The sequence below is a fragment of the Lysinibacillus sp. fls2-241-R2A-57 genome (genome assembly GCF_030209535.1).
In the GTDB taxonomy this organism is placed as follows: Bacteria; Bacillota; Bacilli; order Bacillales_A; family Planococcaceae; genus Lysinibacillus.
In genome coordinates this window covers 1-19,828 of sequence record NZ_JARVRU010000019.1, presented here as the reverse complement: position 1 = coordinate 19,828, position 19,828 = coordinate 1, and the positions used below count along the sequence as shown (strand labels likewise).

Here is a 19,828-nt window from a genome sequence, read left to right as displayed (position 1 = left end):
CTTCCGCGGGTATTCTCCTCCTCCGCGCGGGTATTTACCTCGCTTCCGCGGGTATCCTCTCCGCGCGGACATTTCCTTCGCTTCCGCGGGTATTCTCCTCCTCCGCGCGGGTATTTACCTCGCTTCCGCGGGTATTCTCTTCCTCCGCGCGGGTATTTACCTCGCCTCCGCGGGTATTCTCCTCCTAACTATAAAGAATTAAAATATAAATTGCAGTCGATTGAGTACACGCTTTAAAAAGTATTGTTGTTCACTTTGCTTTGTTCGTATATCCAGGGCTACATCTGGGTCATCGGTTATGACGCCATTGACATTTTTCTCGATAAATTCTTGTAGTGAATGATCTTTATTCAATGTCCATACAAACAAATCAATTTTTTGTTGCTTCAGCTCTGCGATTAGCTGATCTGTTATCCAAGATTCCTCAAGTGAAATAAAATCTACAGTTTCAACGATAGGTCCGATATTTAATGCATAGACAATGCCAACACGTAAGTTCGGCGCCAATTTTTTTAGTTGTGCCATCATTTGTAGATCTGAAGACTGCACATAGTACGTATCGAGTACCTTATAAGTTTTTAGCTTTTCTACTAACTTGGGCAATACATCTTCCGTTTCTTTCCCATGAACTTTCAATTCAATCAGCAAGGCAACGTCGAGAGCCTTTGCTACTTCAATAAAATCATCTAATGATGAAATTTTATCGTTAAAGCCATTTGCGTGAATCGTCAGCGTCTTTAATTCTCCGAGCGTCATATTGGCTATGACCCCATTTTTACCTGTCAATCTTCTTAATGTTCGATCGTGGAAAACAACGAATTCTCCATCAGCTGTTTGCTGAATATCAACCTCGATTAAATCTGCTCCAGCACTCGCTGCACTTACAAGACCACTAATCGTATTTTCAACATTACCAGCCGTATAGCCCCGATGAGCAATAATTTTTGTATTTGGTGCATAGACGCTTTTCTCAAGCGAAATAGTGTTCATGAAACTTAATACGATGAATATAATCAAAATAATGAAAGACAATGGCTTATAGCGCCTTTTTTTATACTTCGGTGTAAACTTTAACTTACCTAAAACAGTTGTATTATAAGTAATAGCTACCATTACTTGTGAAAATGTTGCTTGTAGTAAACTAAGTAGCACCACGAAGACCATTTCTAAAAAAGCAAGCGTCATCCCTGCTGTAACAAGTGCTGCACTTGGCATAAAACGCTCTAACAGATAGAGCGGCGAGGTGCTTATAACCATAATTCCTAGCATTACGAGTAAATGACCTGCTAAAAGCATGCCAAACACTACAAGCAGTACAATCAGGCCACGTCTTGAAAAATGCCAGCTTTGTTTTAATGAACGAATTATAGATATCTTCGGTTGGATTATAAAAATCGGCAATGTCAAAATACTACGAATACCTATTATTACAAAAATACTCACAACAGCAGCATAGAGTAGCCTGCCAGAGAGACTGCTCATAATTTCATCTGTTAAAAAATGTGGAAGAGTGATTATTTGAGTTAACGTTAGCGGTAACATAAATGATGCTAATGGTAGTAATAAAGCAATATAGACAACTAAAAAAAGAACTTGCACACTAAAAAAAGAAATGACTTTACGGTTGAGCTGCTTCCATATGTGTAAAAATCGATAACGAATACCCTTTTGTTGGTGAAAGGCCATTAAAAAAAGAAAGCCCATTTCATAATAAATAAATAACAAAATAATCATGATTAAAAGAATGATCATAGAGATGACAAAAGGATGCGCAAAAAAGCTTTGAATATTTTGCTCAGTAATATGTGTATAGCCTGTTACTTTTAGCATTAGCTTCAATACGATAGTTGTCACCGGCATCATTAATAAAAACTGAAATAACCTCATCAGTGCAAAGACCTGTAGATAATCAATGCGATATATATAAATATTGTAGATGGCTTGTCGCATTACTTGTCCCGCTTTATGCATTCACTCACCCCAGTCAAACTATCGTATACCCTATCTTAAACATGTTTGCATTTTTTATAAGCTCTTCCTTTATGATATGTTAAGCCGTTTGATTCAAATTACCTTCAGCACTATAAATACAGTTTGTCCCATATAATATGCGAGGAAAAATAATAAGATTTGTGTATTTATGATGTTTAAAAATATTTTCTTGAAACTTTTTAATATGGAACTCAGTAAATAATAGTATCGCTACAATTTGAAGGGGCCAAATATTTATGAGTCAAATAATTTTTAACTTCGGAGATATCATTAGTACAACCGTATTTCTTGTTATTTTCTTCATCATATTTTTCGTGATGATTAATATGATTAAAAAAATGAAGTCTACAGCTCCCTTGCCTCCACAGCAAACACTTCAGCAAAAAGTAGATGATTTATCATCACGAGTTAAAAGTCTAGAGCAACAAGTGAAAGATTTATCCCGCATTAACGGGCAGAAAGACAGTAGATCCTAAAACACGGGGGAAGGTATCATTACAGCCTATCCCTCTCTTTTTGTGGAATCACAAAAAAAACCGCTGTAAAGTTTATTCTTTACAGCGATTTATAAACGATTCGGCCATCAACAACCGTATATGTTACTTTAACTTGTGGAATGTTTTCGATATCTATTGTAAAAAGATCTTCCTCTAGAACCGTGAAGTCTGCTGCATAGTCCTTTTCAATCTTACCTCGAATATGGTCTTGCGCTATTATTTGTGCAGCTCCTACGGTATAGAGCTTTACTGCTTCAAAGCGTGAAACTTTCTCCTGTGGATTGTAGCCATCATGCAGCTCTCCAAAATTTCTTCTAGTCACTGCAGAATAGATGCCGTACAAAGGATTTGGCACTTCAATCGGGGCATCGCTGCCACCTGCAACAACTAGCTCACGATCAAGCAGCGATTTTAACGGGTGCAAGCCTTGTGCTCGTTCCTTCCCTAGTCTAGCTAGTTCTGCTGCATATTCTCCCTGCACAAACTGCGGTTGCATATCCACTGCAATTGGTAGTGATGCAAGTTTTTCTAATATACCTTCATCAACTAAACTACAATGAATAACACGATCTAATTGACCCTCACGTGGTGGATAGGCTGCAAATACTTCTAAAATCGTTTCGATGGCTAAATCTCCAATGGCATGCACCGCTACTGTTTGTTCATGCTGACGAGCAAGTTGAACATATTCCTTTAATTGCTCTGTTGAATGTACAAGCATACCGCAATTGTCTAGCTCATCACAATACGGTTCACGTAAGGCAGCAGTACGTCCCCCAAAGGCACCGTCGATAAAGATCTTCATTGCACCAAATTCTAAATAGGGAGAAGATGTTTCTTGCATGTTCGCAACTTCCTCAAATACCGTATGATGTTGTAATAAATGAACTTTAAATGATTGCTGTACCTCGACAATCTTTTGAAAAGCATTTATTGGTTGAATCGGTGGCCCGTAATAGCTTAAATCTTCAGAATGACCACCTACTAAACCGAATGATTGCAGCGATACTACTGCTTTCTCAAGCGCATCCTCAATATATTCAGGCGTAATATGTGGCATGTGGTTAACAATCAAATACAAGGCAGCATCCTTTAATACACCTGTTAGACGTCCATCCACCTTATCAATCACGCCTCCCTCTGGTGAAGGGGTATCATTTGTTATGCCTGCAAATGCTAATGCCTTAGAATTAGCTAAGATTAAATGGTGACAACTTCGTTTAATAATGAGATGTGCTTCACCCAGAGCATCAAGCTCCGACAATGTTGGGAAAATAGGATCTTCAAATTGTGTCTCATTAAGCCCTATTGCGATCACCCATTCATTCGCGTGAACTTCAATCATCCGTTCACGAATAATTGCTAGTAGCTCGTCCTTACTTTGGACGTTCGATACATCAATATGCTTTAATTTTTCCCCATAGCCAATAATATGTAAATGACTATCGACAAAGCCTGGGTACATCACATTCCCTTGTAAATCTTGAATAGAAGCAGCAAGTGGCGACAAGCTATCTACTGAGCCTGTCGCCACAATTTTCCCATCTTCTACAAGGACTGCTTCAACTGTTTCGCCAACTTGCGCCATCGTGTAAATTGTTCCACCTGTCCATAACGTTGCCAAAACAATTCTCCTCCTATGCAATCGCTTCTATTAAATGTGCACTTTCTAAACGTCGACGAACAATTACGCCAACCCATGCTGCTAGAACAGCTTTTAAAATACCAACAACGATAAATGGTGCCACGCCGCCCATAAATGCTGCTGTCCAACTTAAGTCTCCTACAACTTTTAACCAAACCGTTCCAAATGCTAATGTCACAACCATCCCAATCAGGTTAGCAATAATAGCGTGGAAGATCGTAATGCCAAATTTATCTAAGTATAAGCCCATAATGATTGCTGTAACTAGGAAGCCAACAATATAGCCACCTGTTGGGCCAACCAAAATTGCAAATCCTCCCGACATACCACTAAATACAGGAAGACCTACTGCGCCAAGTAAAATATATATCAGTACTGAAAACGTACCAAGTCTTGTCCCTAAAATCGTAACGATTAAGCCTACTGCTAATGTTTGTCCTGTAATCGGTACAGGTGAAAATGGTAATGGAATGCTCACTTGTGCTAACACTGCGATAATCGCTGCACCAAATGCCGCCAACACATAATTATATGTACTACTCTTTTTCAAACTAAATTGCCTCCCTTTGTGCGTTAACTCCACGTATAAATAAGTTAACACAACGATAAAGCAAATGATAACTGTTGTCAATCTATTTTGAAATATTGCTATAGTAAACTAGCAATTTCTTTTCATAAAGGCCATTACCAAAGTGGTGTATTTATAGAATCGTCAACTTATAATTCAAACAAATAAAGGGTTATTTGATCAGATGTGGATCTTCACCAAAACGTGTGGTTGATTTCCGCTGCGTGCGTGCGTCGAGCCGCTTTCTCCGCTGATGTCGATGCCGCTACGTTGCATTACGCATTCGCACACAAAACATTCGTTGTTGCTGTCGCTACGCTTTCGCACAGATAAAACAGTTGTTGCTGTCGCTTCGCATTCGCACAGAAAACATTCGCTCCATGCAGGGTCTCGTCTGTCTCGCTTTCCCGCTGGAAGCTTTGCTCTGCAACGAAAGCAAAGCGACCGGAGCACTCAAGTAGCCCTACGCTACAATCAGTTAAAATTGGAATACATTAGCAAAACAACAACTAAAAAACCCTTATATGTAGCTCAATAATAATCCTATTTTTTCCTAATCAACACACCTATTATTTGATGAAACAAGAAAATCTCACGAACCATATAAAATCAATTCCAATTAAAGGTTATCAAAAAATAATGGCTCATCACCATAGCGTGTAATTTATTTCCGTTCGACTGGGCGCTTTCTTAGGGGCGTCCGGTCGGAAAGAAGATCAACCTATAATTAACAAATGTCATCCACAACTTTTGGTGATGTCCCAAAATAGTGTAATATGATTAGTCGCATATGCATATTGAATGTACGAATCGTCAACGATCTGCAATTTACGTTAGTTTTTTGACCACAATTAGTCCATTAAGATTGGAAGTGTTCTGAAAAAGGCCCGTATCCAAAAAAATGAAGAATGGGTAATTTAGCCCCCAACACAAGCGAGCAAGCGGCAGAAATTGTACCAGAATGTTTTAATTTCCAGAAAAATATAGGTTGCCACATTTTGGCTTATATGATAATCTACAGAAGTATTTTTCCATTATTAAGGAGGTTATTTATGAAAAGTGTTGGTATCTTGTTTTTAATTTTAGGGTTAGGTGCATTCATACTGCCGTATTTCGGTCTACAATTCAAAGTATTTACCGTTTTTGGCAAAATTTTTGGCGGAGGCGAAACCATTGCCGAAATTGCTCTTGCATGTATCGGCGCCGTCCTATTAGGCATTCATTTATTTAAAGGAAAGAAGGACAAGTCGTCCGCTGCGTAAGAACACATGGTTTGGGAGGAAGCTATTTTTGAAATCTTGGATTGCAAAACTATTAAAATCAGTAACTATTATGACTTTTATTATGACGGTGTGTGCGGCTCCCGCATTCGCCGAAGAGACGTTGAATTGGGTAGAAGGTGGACAGAAAGTCGACGTGGGAACCAATTTAGCGGAACTGCAGTTAGGCAACGAATTTATTTTTCTTGATGAAGAAAATACAAAAAAGTACTTAACGCAGAACGGAATGGAAGCGAACGGATCAGAAATCGGTGTGGTTTTCCCAAAGGATGAAAAACAGACTTGGGCAGTTTATTTCGAATATTCTGAATCTGGGCATATAAAAGATGACGAGAAAACGGAAATCGATGCTGACGCCTTGCTGGAAAGCTACAAAAAAGGCACGGAAGAAATGAATAAAGATCTCAGTCCTGAAAATCAGTTATTCGTTGATGAATGGGATGTCGCTCCGTTCTACGACAACGACTTACACAGTTTATCGTGGTCATTATTGGCACATGATTATCAGGACAACGGTGTTATTAACTACAATGTGCGCCTTCTAACGCGCGAAGGCTATATCTCGGCGATACTCGTCTCAGATCCGGCGAATTTGCAGGCGGACCGTATAGTGTTTAACAACAAGATCCTGTCGCAGTTTAACCTAAAGCAGGGCCAACGATATGAGGATTTTGACAGCAAAACCGATAAAGAAGCTGAATTCGGATTGACTGGATTAATTCTCGGAGGCGCGGGTCTGGCGGTTGCTAAAAAAGCAGGTTTGTTTGCTGTGCTCATCCCTCTATTGAAGAAGTTTGGTATCGTGATTGTGATAGCTGGCGGCGCGATTTGGGGATTTGTTCGCAGAAGAATCGGATTGAAGAAAGCGCAGTCGGAGGAACAACCGACACAATCAGAGCAACCGGAGCAACCTGCACAATCGGAACAACCGTCACAAGACGAAAACAAGGAGATTGACAAGCAGAAAGTTTAATTGGCAGAGGAATAACTGCTAAACGTTTCGCAGATGTGGTTATCAAATTGTCCGAAAAATCTCAATAATCAAAACCCCTCTTGATCGCTCGATAGCCGAGTGATTAGGAGGGGCTTTTCATATCGTTTTTTCATTTAAAGAAGAGTCTTATAAATATAAGCTGCGCAAGTCCGAATCCGGTTGCGATTAACACTTGAAGCATGAACGAGTGTTTCAGCACGTATTTGCCGATTCGCGTCGTTCCTGTACGGTCCACTGCGATAACGTTTGGATAATTCGAAATGAAGAAGAGCTGTAACTGCCAGGAACATGACAATGAGTGCGGCAGTAAAATAATTACCAAAGCGGATCGTTCATAGGGTCATCTTCTTGTAAATCAAATACATATGGTGCTAGTAGTCGATAATAAATAAAAGCACCAGCTAAAAAGAAAATTGTCCCGATTGAAATATTATCAAAAACTATATGCATAAAAACCATAAGAGGAATAGGAAATGTTAAAATACCACCCATGTTAATAGATTTTCTTGTGCGATATTGTTTTTTTCCACAATAAGGACATTCGAGTTGTCCATTTTTCCGGTACATTTTTCGAGATTGCTTCACTGACCATGTTTCGCCACACTCAATACACACCGGTAGGCCATATCCCTTTTTGATTAACACACGTTTAATAATAAAGGAAATCCCTACCAAAAAGCTAAAAAGCAATATACCTTTTACTAAATCGTATTGTAAAAATGTCCAAATACTCCATGTATCCGCTTCTTGTTTTAAGCTCGCAGCCTGATGACTTCCTGTATGTTGGTCTTTATTCTGCGATAATAAATAACTAAAACCAATCACAAAAATCGTAAACGTTGCAAGCACTACACGGTATTGCCACGGATTACTTTTTCTTCGCTCACTTTTACTACGAGCTTTTTGTGCAATCATTTGTTTTCGCTCTTCTGAGAGTTTTACATCTTGAAGTTCTTTTAGCACATCTTCTTTAAATTGATTCATGGCGTAACACCTCCCAATCATAGTCACCGATAGCTACTGCAAGCTGTTTTCTAGCACGTTGTAATCTAGTGCGTACTGTTGCTTCCGGACAACACACGAGCTGTGCAATTTCCACTGTTGTCATATCCTCAAAATAATAGAGAATAAGGACTTCTCTGTATGCCATAGATAATGTAAACAAAGCTTCCACAAGCTCTTGTTTTGTGGACTTTGCAAGAAATTCTTTTTCAGGTGTAACTGCTGTCGTACGTCCTGTTATTTTTTCAAATAGTGCCAGCCGTTTGCTTTTCCAGCTTCGCAAATAATCATGGCTTCGATTGACCGTCATTTTTACTAAATATGTACGTAATGATGATTCTTGCCGAAATTGTTCCTGCTTTTGATAAAAGGCGATAAACACATCCTGCACAATGTCCTCAGCTGTTGCTTCATTTTTCACATATAAATAAGCAACCTTTAGTAAATAGTCACCGTGCTCAGCAATAATTTTTTCGATATTCATTGTTGTCCTCACCTTCTTTCTAAACTACTGACGGACGTCACTTCATTTCCGATTCATTTTTTAAAAAAATTTTTTAAAGAAAAGAATCTGCAAAATTCCAACGACAATTCGCTGAAATAAAGCAGATTCTTAACTAGGTTTTTCAATCCAATTTTATAATCCTTGAGTATCTTCGTTTCTTTTGTATTCCAAAATATCTCCTGGCTGACATTCTAATGCCTCGCAAATTGCCTCTAAAGTTGAAAAACGAATCGCTTTTGCTTTTCCATTCTTCAAAATAGAAAGATTAGCCATCGTAATTCCAACCTTCTCCGAAAGCTCTGTTACGCTCATTTTCCTTTTAGCTAGCATCACATCAATATTAATTATCATTGCCATATTATTCACCTCAGACCGTTAAATCATTTTCTGATTTTATATCTATGGCATTTTTCAAGAGCTTTTGAAGAACTGCAGCAAAGACTGCAATTACAAACGAAGCAAAAATAATGACCATTCCGATTACAATAATACCCGGAGCGTCGTCTATATCCGCCATGAGATAAAATAGAGGCATGCCTATCACATACATGCTACTGATAATGATTGCACAATATTTTATATTTTTTAAAGCTCTAACAGACAAATCCGAAAAAGCTTCATTCTTGTCAATATAGCTTAAAAGTCTTAAAGCCATATATAAGGCTACGAAAAACACTATCGCTGTTACATATACACCAATTAAAGTGGGATATTGTAAATAAGCTAACTTTGGATAATGCTCTGCTGCTTTAATAGAGAACCAAGGCAACCAAAATATACACAAAGCAAGAACCGGAATTCCTATAAGAAAAACAGCAATCTTTAAAAAGAGTGTTTCTCGTTTCATAAAAAGCACCTCATCTATTTATTGTCAATTAGAACTTAACACAGTATTTATCGTTTCACAATAATCTTTTATTCATTTTAACGATATTATTATCGTTTGCATAAATTTCATCAAGTGTATCGATTAACCATTTTTATCAGCCCTAATTAATTTGAAGGCTCTGATTTCCACTACGGGCTACTCGCTTTCTTACGGCGAGCGTCGAGCCGCTTCGTTGCCGCTGACACTTCGTTTTCGCGCAGATAAAACATCGTTGCTACCACTACTTTACACTACGCTTTCGCATGGAAAACATTCGCTCCGTGCAGGGTCACTTCTGTGACGCTAATCCCCAAGGAGTCGCTCAGTGGGAACGAAGATCAACTTATTTACATGGCATATGGTTTACCAAATGAAGAATTTTCAGTTGAGGAAATTTGGGAGCAAGTTAGTTTTATGGAGCAATATTTTGATGCAGTCATCGAAATAATTAAATAAAAATTTCATGAGTTTCCGAACTCCCAATCCAATAATGAAAAGTTTTTTTCACAGAAAAAAATGGAGAGTTTTCTTCTCTCCAAATTAAGTCTAACTTTTGGGGTTCAGCACCACATTAGGCATGCCCCTTTTCTATTATCTACTATTTCCCACTTCACTATAATGGTTATAGATTGTTATTTGGTTTCGTCCATTACGCTTTGACGTATAGAGTGCTTGATCCGCATTTTGAATTAGTTCCTCAACTTCTGTAATGTGCCCTATTTTATTTGTACTTACGCCAATGCTGAATTCCAAATGAACGACCTCATCATTCATTGTTAAGAACAGAGGAGTTAATGTTTGATAGAGATTTTCCGCCATCGTTTGAACAGCTTCGCCCTCCTTTAATTGGATAAGGACAATAAACTCATCTCCTCCAAAGCGGGCGACAATCGATTCAAACCGATGAAAAAATTCCTTTAATGTAGTTGCAGTAATCGTCAATGCATCATCCCCAAATAAATGACCATTTGTATCATTAATTGTTTTAAAATGGTCTAAATCAATCATCAATAGCGCTAATTGCTGATTTTCTGTTAAAGCTTTTCCTACCATTTTCTCTGCCTTCTCATCAAAATAACGACGATTATAAATATTCGTTAAAGGATCAATATAAGAAGTTTTTTCTAATTGCTTCTTCTGGTCATTGTATTCCATCTCAAATAACACATGCGTATAATTTTCCCTCTGGATTTCCAGTAAAATATTTATATATTCCTTTTGTATCGAACATAAGACAATTTTGTTACCTTGCTCTTCTATTAGTTTCACTAAAGAATTGTAGATGGTTTGAAGCAAAGATAAATCATTATTTTGTAAAGCATAGTGCTTCGACTTTTGATACCAATCTATTGCCTCGCCAATGCGTCCTTGTTTTTCACAAAACAAAGCATATGCATTCATAACCTCCAATTGCACCTTGGAATATGGTGGTTTCTGAACCGTCTTCAGCAGCTCTTGCAATATTTCATTTGCTTCATCAAATTCCCCTAACCAAATTTGTGCAACAGCTAAGTTTGTTTTGGGATGAATAATTCCTGTATAAGGATTGTCATACTTCCTCTCAAAAGCATTAGCGTAGTATAGGCTCTTTAAAGCAAACTCTTTTGCCTTATGATAACTTCCCAATGAAATTTCTAAATCACTTAAATTATTATAAATTTTCCCCATGCTTTCTATATGCTGAATACGCTCAGCAATATTTAGTCCCTTGATCATAATTTCTTCTGATTTCTTTAAATGACCAAATGTCCCCCAGTAAATGGACGCTAAAATATAATGATGGATTAAATCGATATCATCACCATATTGAAAGGTTAATTCACGATATTGCTCAAGCACACTAATGGAAACTTGTAAATCACCTGTTTGAAAATAGCTTGCACAGCGATAACGTAATAAAAGGATTGCTTTTTTATACATACCAAGCGCAATGGCACTTTCTATTGCAGTACTACTTAATTCTATATATTCTAAAAAGCGATTTGCGTTATATAATTCATTTAGCGTAATCCATAATTCTTCAAATTCTTGTGTGTTCATACCGCCCCTCCTTATATTACCCCTCACTTCTTTAATACTATCTTCATGTGTAATATATTACAATTCTTCAGGCTCATTTTTTTCAAATTACTGAGCAAATTTTACCTAATAATAACATTTAATGATTAATTTATCCTAATAATTTTATTCAATCTGTACAATTACTATAGTTTGCTAACAAAAACAAGCCTCTTCTAATAGAGACTTGTTAAGATTCTTCAATACCTAATATCGCCTTTAACTCTTGTGATTTTTTTTGACTAAAATGTACAGCACCGTATTCCAGCTTATGCACATATAGTGATTGACCGTAACTATTCCAGACATCTACACGTACTCCCTCTAGCATAAATGTATAATCTGGAGGGTCTTTCATATCTTCTGGGGGCTGCCACTCCGTTTGATGAAAGAATTGAATGACTTCCTGTTCATTTTGGATGTTGAGCTTAGTAGTAACTGTTGGATCAAAAATCTCCACATTGTTTAATGAGCCGTAGTGTGTGACTTTTCCACCTTCTTCAATTGATTCATTGCTTTTTGAATCTAAACGGACATAATCGCCTTTCTTAACGGGAAAATCATCTAATACCGGATACCAAGTAGCATTTTGATATTTTTTCATAATTTGTGCTTGAGTAAGTATTTCTAAGTCTTCTGGAATAGCTCCTTCAACAAATAGAAAGGCATTGGATTCTACTTTTATGACTGTACCTATATACATAATTCCATGTGAACTACTTGAACTATTCTTAATTCCTTGTTGCTCCTGAAACGCTTTTGCCTGCTCTGCAAAATGCTTATTAAAATAACGGAGTGCATCTTCGGCGGCAATTTGTTGTACCAAACCGTTCGGAAAAGTTGGATATTTATCTAAATAAAAGGTACCAAGCTTTTTTTTAGCTGTATACATCGGTAACAGTGGCTCAATATACGTCTTAAAATATTTTTTGATTCCCTTCTCTTTAAAAAGATCAGCGTATTCAGGTAATTGTTTTAGCATCGCAAGATTGTCATAGTGCTCCTTCCTCGTAGCCTCTAACTCTGCCTCAGAATATTGAAGACCTAGTGACTGTGCATAATAATAAGTGGCCATTAGCTTCTTGTATTTTTCATAAGCCTCTTCTGTATAAAACTCCTCGTCTTGTTCGCCCCAATAGATGCGCATAGTATTTTCAAAATGTGCAAGCTGTGTATCGTTAAACAAGTTTGCCGATTGTTTCGTTTCTTTATTCAATAGTTGCACTATGATAAATCCAAAGAAGCATAACGTCACAATCGTCGTTAATAACGCGAAACGAATGGGTTTTTTCGGTTTAATATCATGCTGCTGAAAGACACGTTTTTTAACACGTTCTTTACTCGCTACCATATCTCCTGCAACTTTCACCAATTCTTTTTGCCATTCATTCATGTCCAAGCACCTCCCATTCCTCCTGCTTTAGATGAGACTTTAGGGCTTCTCTTGCCCTTCGAAGCCTTGTTTTAACAGTGTTTTCTGCAATACCTAGAACCTGTGCTATGTCGGCAATTTTCATTTCTTCATAGTAGTAAAGAATTATTGGCTCTCTATATAATAATGGCAGTTTTAAGATAGCTGCCCCAATATGTGATCTTTCCTCCGCTTCAATCAGTGCATCGCGCTGTTTATTAGCCTTCACCGGAAATATTTTCTCTTGTAAAATTAATTTTTTATAATGCCAGCTTTTTAAATAATCCTTGCTTTTATTAATCGTTAACGTCGATAAATAAGCACGTAGCTGTCCGCGTTCCTCATAATCATGCTGAGAAAATTTTATAAAAACCTCCTGCACGATATCCTCTGCCGCGTGCCTATTTTTCACGTAAAAATAGGCAAGACGCAATAAATGCTCTGCATGTTCATCCATAATTTTCTCAAGTATGCCTTCCACCTCCCCCTCTTACACTATAAACGACTGCCAATAAATGACCGTTTCACATATTTCCGAAAAATTTTAATAAATCATATTGACCTTGGAGCATACTCCAATGTTAGGATAAATTCAGGAGGTGCTCACATGCATATCAAACAGTTTGCAGCTAAATATAATTTATCTACTGATACAGTGCGTTACTATGAAAAAGAAGGATTACTACATCCAAATAAACAGGACAATGGCTATCGAGTGTACGATGTCACTTGTGAACATACTATTAAATTTATTTTAGTATTAAGACAGCTCGGCTTCACATTACAAGAAATCAAACAACTACTTACACTAGAACAAATGCCTGTTTCAGATTCATGCAATCAAGAAACGGTTCAGCTATTCTCTGCAAAGATCACTCACATTGAACAGCAGTTACTTTTTTATCAGCAGGCACTCCAATCCTTACAGATCACTCAAACATTAATGGCTGAAGGAAAATATGCGGAAAATAAAATGGTCATTGGCTCACTTATCGAGGATATGTATAACAAATTACAGGAAGGTCGTGGTCATCATGAAACTACGTAAAATTATCTCATTGGAATATTTAATAGCATTTTTAGGAAGTGTATTTTTCTACTGGCATTTCGAATTTTCGTTCCTTTATTTTGTATTGTTTTTATTACTACCTGATATAAGCATGCTAGGCTATATTGTCAACACGAAAGTCGGCGCATTATTCTACAATATTGGCCATAGTTTAGTTGTCCCAGTAATTCTCTTGATTATAGGCTTTGTTACTGTATCGACACCGCTTCTAATGGCTTCTATTATTTGGCTAGCCCATATATTTTTAGATCGTGCACTAGGCTATGGATTAAAATATGATGAAGCCTTCAAGAAAACTCATTTACAGCAAATAGCTTAAGGTCGTATCGGCGGGGTTGGCTTTTTATCAGCGATTTTGACTCTTTTATCAGCGATGGGCGGGGTTTTATCAGCGATGTTCGATGGTTTATCAGCGATTCTGACTGTTTATCAGCGATGTTCGGCGTTTTATCAGCGATTTTGACTCTTTTATCAGCGATGGTCGGCGTTTTATCAGCGATTCTGGCTCTTTTATCAGCGGGGGTCGGCGTTTTATCAGCGATTTTGACTCTTTTATCAGCGATGTTCGATGGTTTATCAGCGATTCTGACTGTTTATCAGCGATGTTCGGCGTTTTATCAGCGATGTTCGGGGTTTTATCAGCGATTTTGACTCTTTTATCAGCGATGGTCGGCGTTTTATCAGCGATGAGCATTCTTATCAGCAGTTCTGTTCACTTTATCGGCGTTTATGTTCATCCTTTCAAAAGCCAATTTTTCGAAGGTTTAATATGGTATTGAATTTAGCTCTTCGCTTTCTCTTAGAGATTTGTGTGTTAATGGCTCTCGGGTATTGGGGACTACAAACTGGGAAAGGCATTTTCTTCAAGCTTTTACTTGGAATTGGAGCCCCTGTTTTAGTAGCAATTATTTGGGGTACTTTTGGTTCACCCAAAGCAGCGATACCCGCAGATGGAATTTTACATATTATTCTTGAATTAGGGATATTTTCTTTAGCAGTCATAGCTCTGTATGCTACAGGACGAACTCAATTAGCTTATGTATTTGCGATACTAATTATCATTAATCAGATTCTGTTGTCCGTATTTCATCAACGCTAAAAAATCCACGTTTTCAAAAGTGGATTTTTAGCTTTTATGAAGGCATGTGTATATCGTTGTAAGGTTAGCTTTAATACCGTTTACTCCCTTCCATTCCTTATACTCCTTCGATACATCAAACTCACAAACAAAATCTTCAAGTGACATTTTGTTTTGAAGAGCCTCTTTTGCACGTTGAATCATGAAAGATAAATAATCAATTAATGTATCACATAAAGTCATAGTAGCAACGCGACCATGACCAGGTACAATTATATTTATATCGATTTGTTTAATTCGCTTTAATATTGTCAAAAATTCCTCAGGATTATAGATCGGTACATGTAAATCCTCTGTCGCCAAATCACCCATAAAAGCTATTTTTTCTTTAGGTAGGTACATAAATGTATCACTAGGTGAATGTCCTCCGCCAAAACAATATAATTCCACTGTTCTATTTGCACCAGAAATAGTCAATTTTTCTTCAAACAACAGGGATGGTAAAACGATTTGTAATTGGGATAAATCATCCAACACCTTCGACATTTCTTGATATTGGTTAATTAAGCTTGCTTTTAAAATGTTATCTTCTGTTGAATCGATTTGATTTTTAAGCTGAAGCAGGTAATGATCCATGTTCTTCTTTTCCTTCTCATAATCTTCAACCTTATTTTTTTCATTACACAATTTCTCAGTTAAATATGTAGAAATAATCGTTGTATCTGAAAATTCTTGATTTCCAAAAACGTGATCTCCGTGATAGTGACTGTTAATCAAATACTTTACTTTCTTACCCGTTAAACTTTCAGCTTGGCGTCTTAATTCTCTCCCCGCAGAAGGAGTACTGAGTGAGTCAAAGACAAGAAGCTCTTCACCTAAATCAATTATTCCCGCATTACTCCATGCACCTTGACCTGGCTTAGCAATCGCAGCAAATATTCCGTCACATAAAGCATGCAAAGTAAAATAATCAGTTTCTACAATCTCACATTCCATTCACAACTCTCCCTAAAAGTTTTTACATATTATAGCATTTAAATTTGAAGTTGAATCAAGATAAAAAAGAAAGTGAATGGGACATAACTGGTCGAAACCTTAAAAAGCGCGAGAAATCAATTTTAGAAACGTTGATTTCTCGCGCTTTTCTTATTCCTCACATTAAATAAGTCGCTTAATCATCGTCTCATATAATGCAACAATTAATATGCCTCCAAATATAGGGATTAAAGAAGTAAAGCTAAAATAAAACCCCTCGTCATTGTATTGTCCTAAGAAATGAAATTGCAGCCATGAAACGTCATATGTTTCGCCTACACCATATAAAAAAACTGTACTAAATAAAAACAATGCGAGACATTTTATAAATTCATTTCTCTTCATACAATTCACCTCACTTAACGATGGTCATTTGTTTTGCATATGTGGCAAGGTCTTCAATTGTTAACTCAGAATCTCCAATAAAAATGGTGTATTGATAGCCGTTTTCCTGCCAGCTAATACTACGGAATTTTTTCTCATCCATTACAGTACCTTTTTGACCTCGGATGTCCATTTCTTTTTCACCAAAAATAGGCTCCACCTTAGTAGCATTACTATTTGCTTTAAAAACTGCTACTGAAATATCTTGCTGATCATTCTTTGAATAATTAAAGGTATACTCTGAACGATCTTCTATCCCTTTATCTAATGAAATACCTTCCAAAGTTAGTCCATTTTCTTCTGGCACCATTAAAAATTCACCAAGCTGTTCTTTCACTGTATCCAGTGTTACTGACTCAGATTCAGGTACACTTATATCTTCCACTTTTGCATCCTTTGGAATATCAATTGTAAATTGTGCATCATCAATTTTTGCACTGTCATCAAGTTTCGTATACTCTGTTGTCATTTTATTTCCGGCACTATTCGTTATTGTTTTTAATATTACCCATGTTTTTTTATCAACCCATACTTCTATATCACCTATTAAAGTATCATCTTTTTTAGCTTTCGCTACAATTTTATACGTATCTCTTCCAGCAATCTTCTCCTCTCCTGCAATTTTCACATCATGTGTATCCTTAATTGTGTTAAATAGCATTTCTAACTGATCTCTTTGTGATGGGAATTCATCTAACCCACCTTTGCTAATATCTATTTTATGAACAGTATTTTTAACAACATCATACATCATAACCTGTGAGCCATTGTTGACTGCGATGCTATGCTCACCATTTTCTGCTGTTGTCTCAATACGTCGTTTACCATCTTTAGTCCACTCTTTGATTTGAGCTTTTCCACCAGCCTCGCCCATATCCATTGTGTATTCACCGTAATAAGCAAGTGGTTCTTTCGTTTCCTGTAATGCATGATCAATAATTTCCTGTGGTGAATATGATCCCTCCGTATTACAACCTACTAAGCTAAACGTTAATGCGGCAACTAAGCCTGCTGCACGTAATGATTTTTTCCAATTCATTATGAAATCTCTCCTTTAAATGGTGGCAACCAGCATAGTACAGCTGTTCCATAGCCTTCTTTTGATATCAGCTCTACTGTCCCACCATGCTTTTCTATTATTTGTTTTGCAATATTTAAGCCTAGTCCAGTACCTCGCTCCCCAGCCTTTGTTCGTGCCGTATCAGCTTGGTACATTGGCTCAAATAACTTCTCAATATTTTCTTTATTTACACCTTGCCCGCTATTTTGCACAATAATATACATACCATCATGCTTTGCCAGTGCTGGCTTCATAAAATCAAAGCACCATATAGGACACTTCCCAGCATTTATGGCTGCTAAACCTATCGTTGTACTTATTTCTCCATAGCGCCAAGCATTACTTATTAAATTGTCGATCACACGTTGAAGCTGCTTCGGATGCACTGCATATAGCCCTTCTATGTCACAGGTAACTTCAAGTGTAAATCCTTGATTCTCACTTAGCTGCTCATAATCCGACAGTGCCATTTCAAAAAATTCTTCCCCATCTACTGTAATAAGTTCTAAACTATAGTTTGTAGATTGCAGTAACGTGTACATTAGTAAATCATCTAACATATGCTTCATCGTTTCAGACTTTGTTAAAATAATCTGTCGGTACTCGACTTGCTGTTCTTCTGATAATGCCTTGCTTTGTAAAGACTCAGCATATGCTTGAATAGCTGTAAGGGGTGTTTTCAAATCATGGGAAATACTTGCAATCATTAGCTCTTTTTGCTGTTGTTCAGCTTTTAAGTGAGTACGAGCAGTTTCTATTTCATCCTGCATCGCAAGAAAGGTTTGAGCAAGTTCACCAATTTCATCTTTTCTTGCCACTAAATTCGATTCCACATGCTCCCCCTTTGCAAAAGCACGCATTTGCCGCATCAGTTCATGTAACGGTCGATTTAATTTACGGTTAAGCAGCATCATTAATGCAAAATAAATTAGAAGAAATAATAGTATAGAGCTCGCTATTACAAGCCAAGAACGACTTTCTACACCTTTTACCCAATCCGTCCTAACTAATTGAATTTTATAAACCCCAAGCAATTCTCCATCTTGATAAACTGGTTCTTTATAAGTAAAGGCATTGTAGTTTTGCTTTAATTCATATAAGCCTTTAAAAACACTCTCTCTAGATTCATATTCCAATCTCAACGGATTTGAGGAATACAAAACAAAGCCAGATTTCGAGTAAAGTGTGATAGCGAGCTGATCGTTCGTTAGTGCTTCAATTCCTTTTCTATCCGCATTTTTCTTATAATGTACAGGATTTTCGAGAATCGATTTTACCTGATTAAGCTCTGTCAATTTTTCGAAATACTCAGCAACGTTTTTATCTTGATAATAGGCGTTAATCCACACATAAAGGCTATATGCACCTGCTATCGGTAAAATCATCACGATGAAAAAAGTGATGAGTAACCAAGTTTTAATTTTCATAGCGGTTCACCAATAAAGCGGTAGCCCTTGCCCCATACTGTCTGTATAAAATACGGGGTTTTGACTGGGTCTTTTAGCTTTTCTCGTAGTGCCTTTATATGAACTGTGACTGTATGTGTTTCAACTACGCTTGCCTGTTGCCAAATATGCTGATATAGCTCTTCTTTGGAAAAGGTTTGACTTGGATTTTTCGTAAGTAGTTTTAATACAGCAAACTCCTTCTGTGTTAAAGCAAGCTCTTCATCATCAAGGCGCACTGTTTCCTTTTGCCAATCAATCTTTAAGCCGTATGCAAAGGATGTAACATCTTCAGCGATTTCTTTTTTTGTATAACGTTTCCAGCGACGTAAGTGTGAGGCTACGCGCGCCTTTAACTCCTCTAAACTAAACGGTTTCGCTATATAATCATCAGCGCCCTGCAAGCCCTCAACCTTATCTGCCTCTTCCTTACGCGCACTCATCATTAAAATTGGTACATCACTTTCCCAGCGGATATTTTGACAAACCGTAAGACCATCCATCTCAGGTAACATCCAATCGACTAACACTAAATCGAACGAATCTGCTTGGAAATCAGCTAGTCCTTCAAGTCCTGTTGTTGCCCAAGTAACTTGATAACCCTCTTGTTCAAGCGTGTCCTTTACAATACGTCCAATCGCCGTATCATCCTCAATCAGTAATAGCTTTTCTTTCATCTGTTTTCCTCCTGTACTAACCTTACTATGTAAAAAGACATTTTTTCTGAACTTTATACTTTCTTTATAATTACCATAGATCTGGCTATACGTCGATTCTCCTTTTATATCCGTCGAGCCGAGCGAGCTATCCGTCGGGCTGGGCTGTCTTTCCGTCGCTTTGCCTTTTCTATCCGTCGGTCTGACCGATCTTTCCGTCGCCTGTATTTCTTTCCGTCGGTCTGACCGGTATATCCGTCGCTTTACCTTTTCTATCCGTC

At 37.4% G+C, this 19,828-nt stretch carries 24 protein-coding genes; 8 read left to right on the top strand and 16 right to left on the bottom strand.

Annotated elements, in window-relative coordinates:
- Window positions 1-198 precede the first annotated feature (198 nt).
- The gene (locus QRN68_RS03815) at window positions 199-1,971 is read right to left on the bottom strand and encodes a glycerophosphoryl diester phosphodiesterase membrane domain-containing protein (protein WP_285395364.1); all 1,773 of its coding nucleotides are present in this window, start codon (window positions 1,969-1,971) and stop codon (window positions 199-201) included.
- A 257-nt stretch (window positions 1,972-2,228) separates the two neighbouring features.
- Here QRN68_RS03815 and QRN68_RS03810 point away from each other — a divergent pair, with 257 nt between their 5' ends.
- A complete protein-coding gene (locus tag QRN68_RS03810; protein ID WP_285395363.1) occupies window positions 2,229-2,468 on the top strand; it encodes a hypothetical protein in 240 nt (79 codons plus the stop codon).
- A 79-nt stretch (window positions 2,469-2,547) separates the two neighbouring features.
- Here the strand turns inward: QRN68_RS03810 and QRN68_RS03805 are convergent, their stop codons facing one another.
- The 3 genes from QRN68_RS03805 to QRN68_RS03795 all read right to left on the bottom strand — a co-directional run bounded on the left by QRN68_RS03805 (window position 2,548) and on the right by QRN68_RS03795 (window position 5,029).
- Entirely contained in the window at window positions 2,548-4,113 is a 1,566-nt protein-coding gene (locus QRN68_RS03805; protein WP_285395362.1) for an amidohydrolase, read from the bottom strand.
- 13 nt (window positions 4,114-4,126) lie between these two features.
- Window positions 4,127-4,684 carry a biotin transporter BioY gene (locus tag QRN68_RS03800; RefSeq protein WP_285395361.1) on the bottom strand — a complete coding sequence of 186 codons (558 nt, stop codon included), beginning with the start codon at window positions 4,682-4,684 and terminating at the stop codon, window positions 4,127-4,129.
- A 198-nt stretch (window positions 4,685-4,882) separates the two neighbouring features.
- Window positions 4,883-5,029, bottom strand: coding sequence for a hypothetical protein (locus QRN68_RS03795; RefSeq protein WP_285395360.1), 147 nt, complete (start codon window positions 5,027-5,029; stop codon window positions 4,883-4,885).
- 725 nt (window positions 5,030-5,754) lie between these two features.
- On the opposite strand from QRN68_RS03795, the gene QRN68_RS03790 reads away from it, so the two are divergent.
- Window positions 5,755-5,964 (top strand): hypothetical protein, encoded by a 210-nt coding sequence (locus QRN68_RS03790; RefSeq protein WP_285395359.1) that lies wholly within the window; start codon window positions 5,755-5,757, stop codon window positions 5,962-5,964.
- 28 nt (window positions 5,965-5,992) lie between these two features.
- The gene (locus tag QRN68_RS03785) at window positions 5,993-6,955 is read left to right on the top strand and encodes a DUF2167 domain-containing protein (RefSeq protein ID WP_285395358.1); all 963 of its coding nucleotides are present in this window, start codon (window positions 5,993-5,995) and stop codon (window positions 6,953-6,955) included.
- 336 nt (window positions 6,956-7,291) lie between these two features.
- On the opposite strand, the gene QRN68_RS03780 is transcribed toward QRN68_RS03785, so the two are convergent.
- The 4 genes from QRN68_RS03780 to QRN68_RS03765 all read right to left on the bottom strand — a co-directional run bounded on the left by QRN68_RS03780 (window position 7,292) and on the right by QRN68_RS03765 (window position 9,330).
- Window positions 7,292-7,960 carry a TIGR04104 family putative zinc finger protein gene (locus QRN68_RS03780; protein ID WP_285395357.1) on the bottom strand — a complete coding sequence of 223 codons (669 nt, stop codon included), beginning with the start codon at window positions 7,958-7,960 and terminating at the stop codon, window positions 7,292-7,294.
- Window positions 7,947-8,462: a sigma-70 family RNA polymerase sigma factor gene (locus QRN68_RS03775; protein ID WP_285395356.1), complete on the bottom strand. Its 516-nt coding sequence runs from the start codon at window positions 8,460-8,462 to the stop codon at window positions 7,947-7,949. Before QRN68_RS03775 ends, QRN68_RS03780 begins: the two co-directional genes overlap by 14 nt.
- Before the next feature lie 153 nt (window positions 8,463-8,615).
- A complete protein-coding gene (locus QRN68_RS03770; RefSeq protein WP_285395355.1) occupies window positions 8,616-8,840 on the bottom strand; it encodes a helix-turn-helix domain-containing protein in 225 nt (74 codons plus the stop codon).
- Between the two features lie 10 nt (window positions 8,841-8,850).
- Window positions 8,851-9,330: a DUF2975 domain-containing protein gene (locus tag QRN68_RS03765; protein ID WP_285395354.1), complete on the bottom strand. Its 480-nt coding sequence runs from the start codon at window positions 9,328-9,330 to the stop codon at window positions 8,851-8,853.
- A gap of 318 nt (window positions 9,331-9,648) precedes the next feature.
- On the opposite strand from QRN68_RS03765, the gene QRN68_RS03760 reads away from it, so the two are divergent.
- Entirely contained in the window at window positions 9,649-9,807 is a 159-nt protein-coding gene (locus tag QRN68_RS03760) for a hypothetical protein (protein WP_285395353.1), read from the top strand.
- A gap of 135 nt (window positions 9,808-9,942) precedes the next feature.
- Here QRN68_RS03760 and QRN68_RS03755 read toward each other — a convergent pair whose 3' ends face one another.
- The 3 genes from QRN68_RS03755 to QRN68_RS03745 all read right to left on the bottom strand — a co-directional run bounded on the left by QRN68_RS03755 (window position 9,943) and on the right by QRN68_RS03745 (window position 13,301).
- Entirely contained in the window at window positions 9,943-11,391 is a 1,449-nt protein-coding gene (locus QRN68_RS03755) for a tetratricopeptide repeat-containing diguanylate cyclase (protein WP_285395352.1), read from the bottom strand.
- A 208-nt stretch (window positions 11,392-11,599) separates the two neighbouring features.
- A complete protein-coding gene (locus tag QRN68_RS03750) occupies window positions 11,600-12,802 on the bottom strand; it encodes a hypothetical protein (protein WP_285395351.1) in 1,203 nt (400 codons plus the stop codon).
- The gene (locus tag QRN68_RS03745; protein WP_285395350.1) at window positions 12,795-13,301 is read right to left on the bottom strand and encodes a sigma-70 family RNA polymerase sigma factor; all 507 of its coding nucleotides are present in this window, start codon (window positions 13,299-13,301) and stop codon (window positions 12,795-12,797) included. The genes QRN68_RS03750 and QRN68_RS03745 overlap by 8 nt, the downstream gene beginning before the upstream one ends.
- 126 nt (window positions 13,302-13,427) lie before the next feature.
- Here QRN68_RS03745 and QRN68_RS03740 point away from each other — a divergent pair, with 126 nt between their 5' ends.
- The 4 genes from QRN68_RS03740 (at window position 13,428) to QRN68_RS03725 (ending at window position 14,988) form a co-directional block, all read left to right on the top strand.
- Window positions 13,428-13,868 (top strand): MerR family transcriptional regulator, encoded by a 441-nt coding sequence (locus QRN68_RS03740; protein ID WP_285395349.1) that lies wholly within the window; start codon window positions 13,428-13,430, stop codon window positions 13,866-13,868.
- Window positions 13,855-14,208 carry a DUF4260 domain-containing protein gene (locus tag QRN68_RS03735; protein WP_285395348.1) on the top strand — a complete coding sequence of 118 codons (354 nt, stop codon included), beginning with the start codon at window positions 13,855-13,857 and terminating at the stop codon, window positions 14,206-14,208. Before QRN68_RS03740 ends, QRN68_RS03735 begins: the two co-directional genes overlap by 14 nt.
- Window positions 14,209-14,348: 140 nt before the next feature.
- Window positions 14,349-14,540, top strand: coding sequence for a hypothetical protein (locus tag QRN68_RS03730; RefSeq protein WP_285395347.1), 192 nt, complete (start codon window positions 14,349-14,351; stop codon window positions 14,538-14,540).
- A gap of 118 nt (window positions 14,541-14,658) precedes the next feature.
- Window positions 14,659-14,988 carry a YrdB family protein gene (locus QRN68_RS03725; protein ID WP_285395346.1) on the top strand — a complete coding sequence of 110 codons (330 nt, stop codon included), beginning with the start codon at window positions 14,659-14,661 and terminating at the stop codon, window positions 14,986-14,988.
- A 27-nt stretch (window positions 14,989-15,015) separates the two neighbouring features.
- On the opposite strand, the gene QRN68_RS03720 is transcribed toward QRN68_RS03725, so the two are convergent.
- The 5 genes from QRN68_RS03720 to QRN68_RS03700 form a co-directional block, all read right to left on the bottom strand.
- Window positions 15,016-15,963 (bottom strand): MBL fold metallo-hydrolase, encoded by a 948-nt coding sequence (locus QRN68_RS03720; protein ID WP_285395345.1) that lies wholly within the window; start codon window positions 15,961-15,963, stop codon window positions 15,016-15,018.
- Between the two features lie 162 nt (window positions 15,964-16,125).
- Window positions 16,126-16,347 carry a hypothetical protein gene (locus QRN68_RS03715; RefSeq protein WP_285395344.1) on the bottom strand — a complete coding sequence of 74 codons (222 nt, stop codon included), beginning with the start codon at window positions 16,345-16,347 and terminating at the stop codon, window positions 16,126-16,128.
- Window positions 16,348-16,357: 10 nt separating this feature from the next.
- Window positions 16,358-17,425, bottom strand: a complete 1,068-nt coding sequence (locus tag QRN68_RS03710; protein WP_285395343.1) for a LolA family protein — start codon at window positions 17,423-17,425, stop codon at window positions 16,358-16,360.
- On the bottom strand, window positions 17,425-18,873 hold the full coding sequence (locus QRN68_RS03705; protein WP_285395341.1) for a HAMP domain-containing sensor histidine kinase: 1,449 nt from the start codon (window positions 18,871-18,873) through the stop codon (window positions 17,425-17,427). Before QRN68_RS03705 ends, QRN68_RS03710 begins: the two co-directional genes overlap by 1 nt.
- A complete protein-coding gene (locus QRN68_RS03700) occupies window positions 18,870-19,568 on the bottom strand; it encodes a response regulator transcription factor (protein ID WP_285395339.1) in 699 nt (232 codons plus the stop codon). Before QRN68_RS03700 ends, QRN68_RS03705 begins: the two co-directional genes overlap by 4 nt.
- Window positions 19,569-19,828 lie beyond the last annotated feature (260 nt).

What these genes read in the sequence shown, in the direction of transcription:
- QRN68_RS03790 (WP_285395359.1), top strand. Translation starts at nt 5,755, where the DNA reads ATGAAAAGTGTTGGTATCTTGTTTTTAATTTTAGGGTTAGGTGCATTC.
- QRN68_RS03700 (WP_285395339.1), bottom strand. Translation starts at nt 19,568, where the DNA reads ATGAAAGAAAAGCTATTACTGATTGAGGATGATACGGCGATTGGACGT.
- QRN68_RS03710 (WP_285395343.1), bottom strand. Translation starts at nt 17,425, where the DNA reads ATGAATTGGAAAAAATCATTACGTGCAGCAGGCTTAGTTGCCGCATTA.
- QRN68_RS03715 (WP_285395344.1), bottom strand. Translation starts at nt 16,347, where the DNA reads ATGAAGAGAAATGAATTTATAAAATGTCTCGCATTGTTTTTATTTAGT.
- QRN68_RS03755 (WP_285395352.1), bottom strand. Translation starts at nt 11,391, where the DNA reads ATGAACACACAAGAATTTGAAGAATTATGGATTACGCTAAATGAATTA.
- QRN68_RS03765 (WP_285395354.1), bottom strand. Translation starts at nt 9,330, where the DNA reads ATGAAACGAGAAACACTCTTTTTAAAGATTGCTGTTTTTCTTATAGGA.
- QRN68_RS03705 (WP_285395341.1), bottom strand. Translation starts at nt 18,873, where the DNA reads ATGAAAATTAAAACTTGGTTACTCATCACTTTTTTCATCGTGATGATT.
- QRN68_RS03780 (WP_285395357.1), bottom strand. Translation starts at nt 7,960, where the DNA reads ATGAATCAATTTAAAGAAGATGTGCTAAAAGAACTTCAAGATGTAAAA.
- QRN68_RS03810 (WP_285395363.1), top strand. Translation starts at nt 2,229, where the DNA reads ATGAGTCAAATAATTTTTAACTTCGGAGATATCATTAGTACAACCGTA.
- QRN68_RS03735 (WP_285395348.1), top strand. Translation starts at nt 13,855, where the DNA reads ATGAAACTACGTAAAATTATCTCATTGGAATATTTAATAGCATTTTTA.
- QRN68_RS03725 (WP_285395346.1), top strand. Translation starts at nt 14,659, where the DNA reads ATGGTATTGAATTTAGCTCTTCGCTTTCTCTTAGAGATTTGTGTGTTA.
- QRN68_RS03720 (WP_285395345.1), bottom strand. Translation starts at nt 15,963, where the DNA reads ATGGAATGTGAGATTGTAGAAACTGATTATTTTACTTTGCATGCTTTA.
- QRN68_RS03740 (WP_285395349.1), top strand. Translation starts at nt 13,428, where the DNA reads ATGCATATCAAACAGTTTGCAGCTAAATATAATTTATCTACTGATACA.
- QRN68_RS03770 (WP_285395355.1), bottom strand. Translation starts at nt 8,840, where the DNA reads ATGGCAATGATAATTAATATTGATGTGATGCTAGCTAAAAGGAAAATG.
- QRN68_RS03775 (WP_285395356.1), bottom strand. Translation starts at nt 8,462, where the DNA reads ATGAATATCGAAAAAATTATTGCTGAGCACGGTGACTATTTACTAAAG.
- QRN68_RS03750 (WP_285395351.1), bottom strand. Translation starts at nt 12,802, where the DNA reads ATGAATGAATGGCAAAAAGAATTGGTGAAAGTTGCAGGAGATATGGTA.
- QRN68_RS03815 (WP_285395364.1), bottom strand. Translation starts at nt 1,971, where the DNA reads ATGCATAAAGCGGGACAAGTAATGCGACAAGCCATCTACAATATTTAT.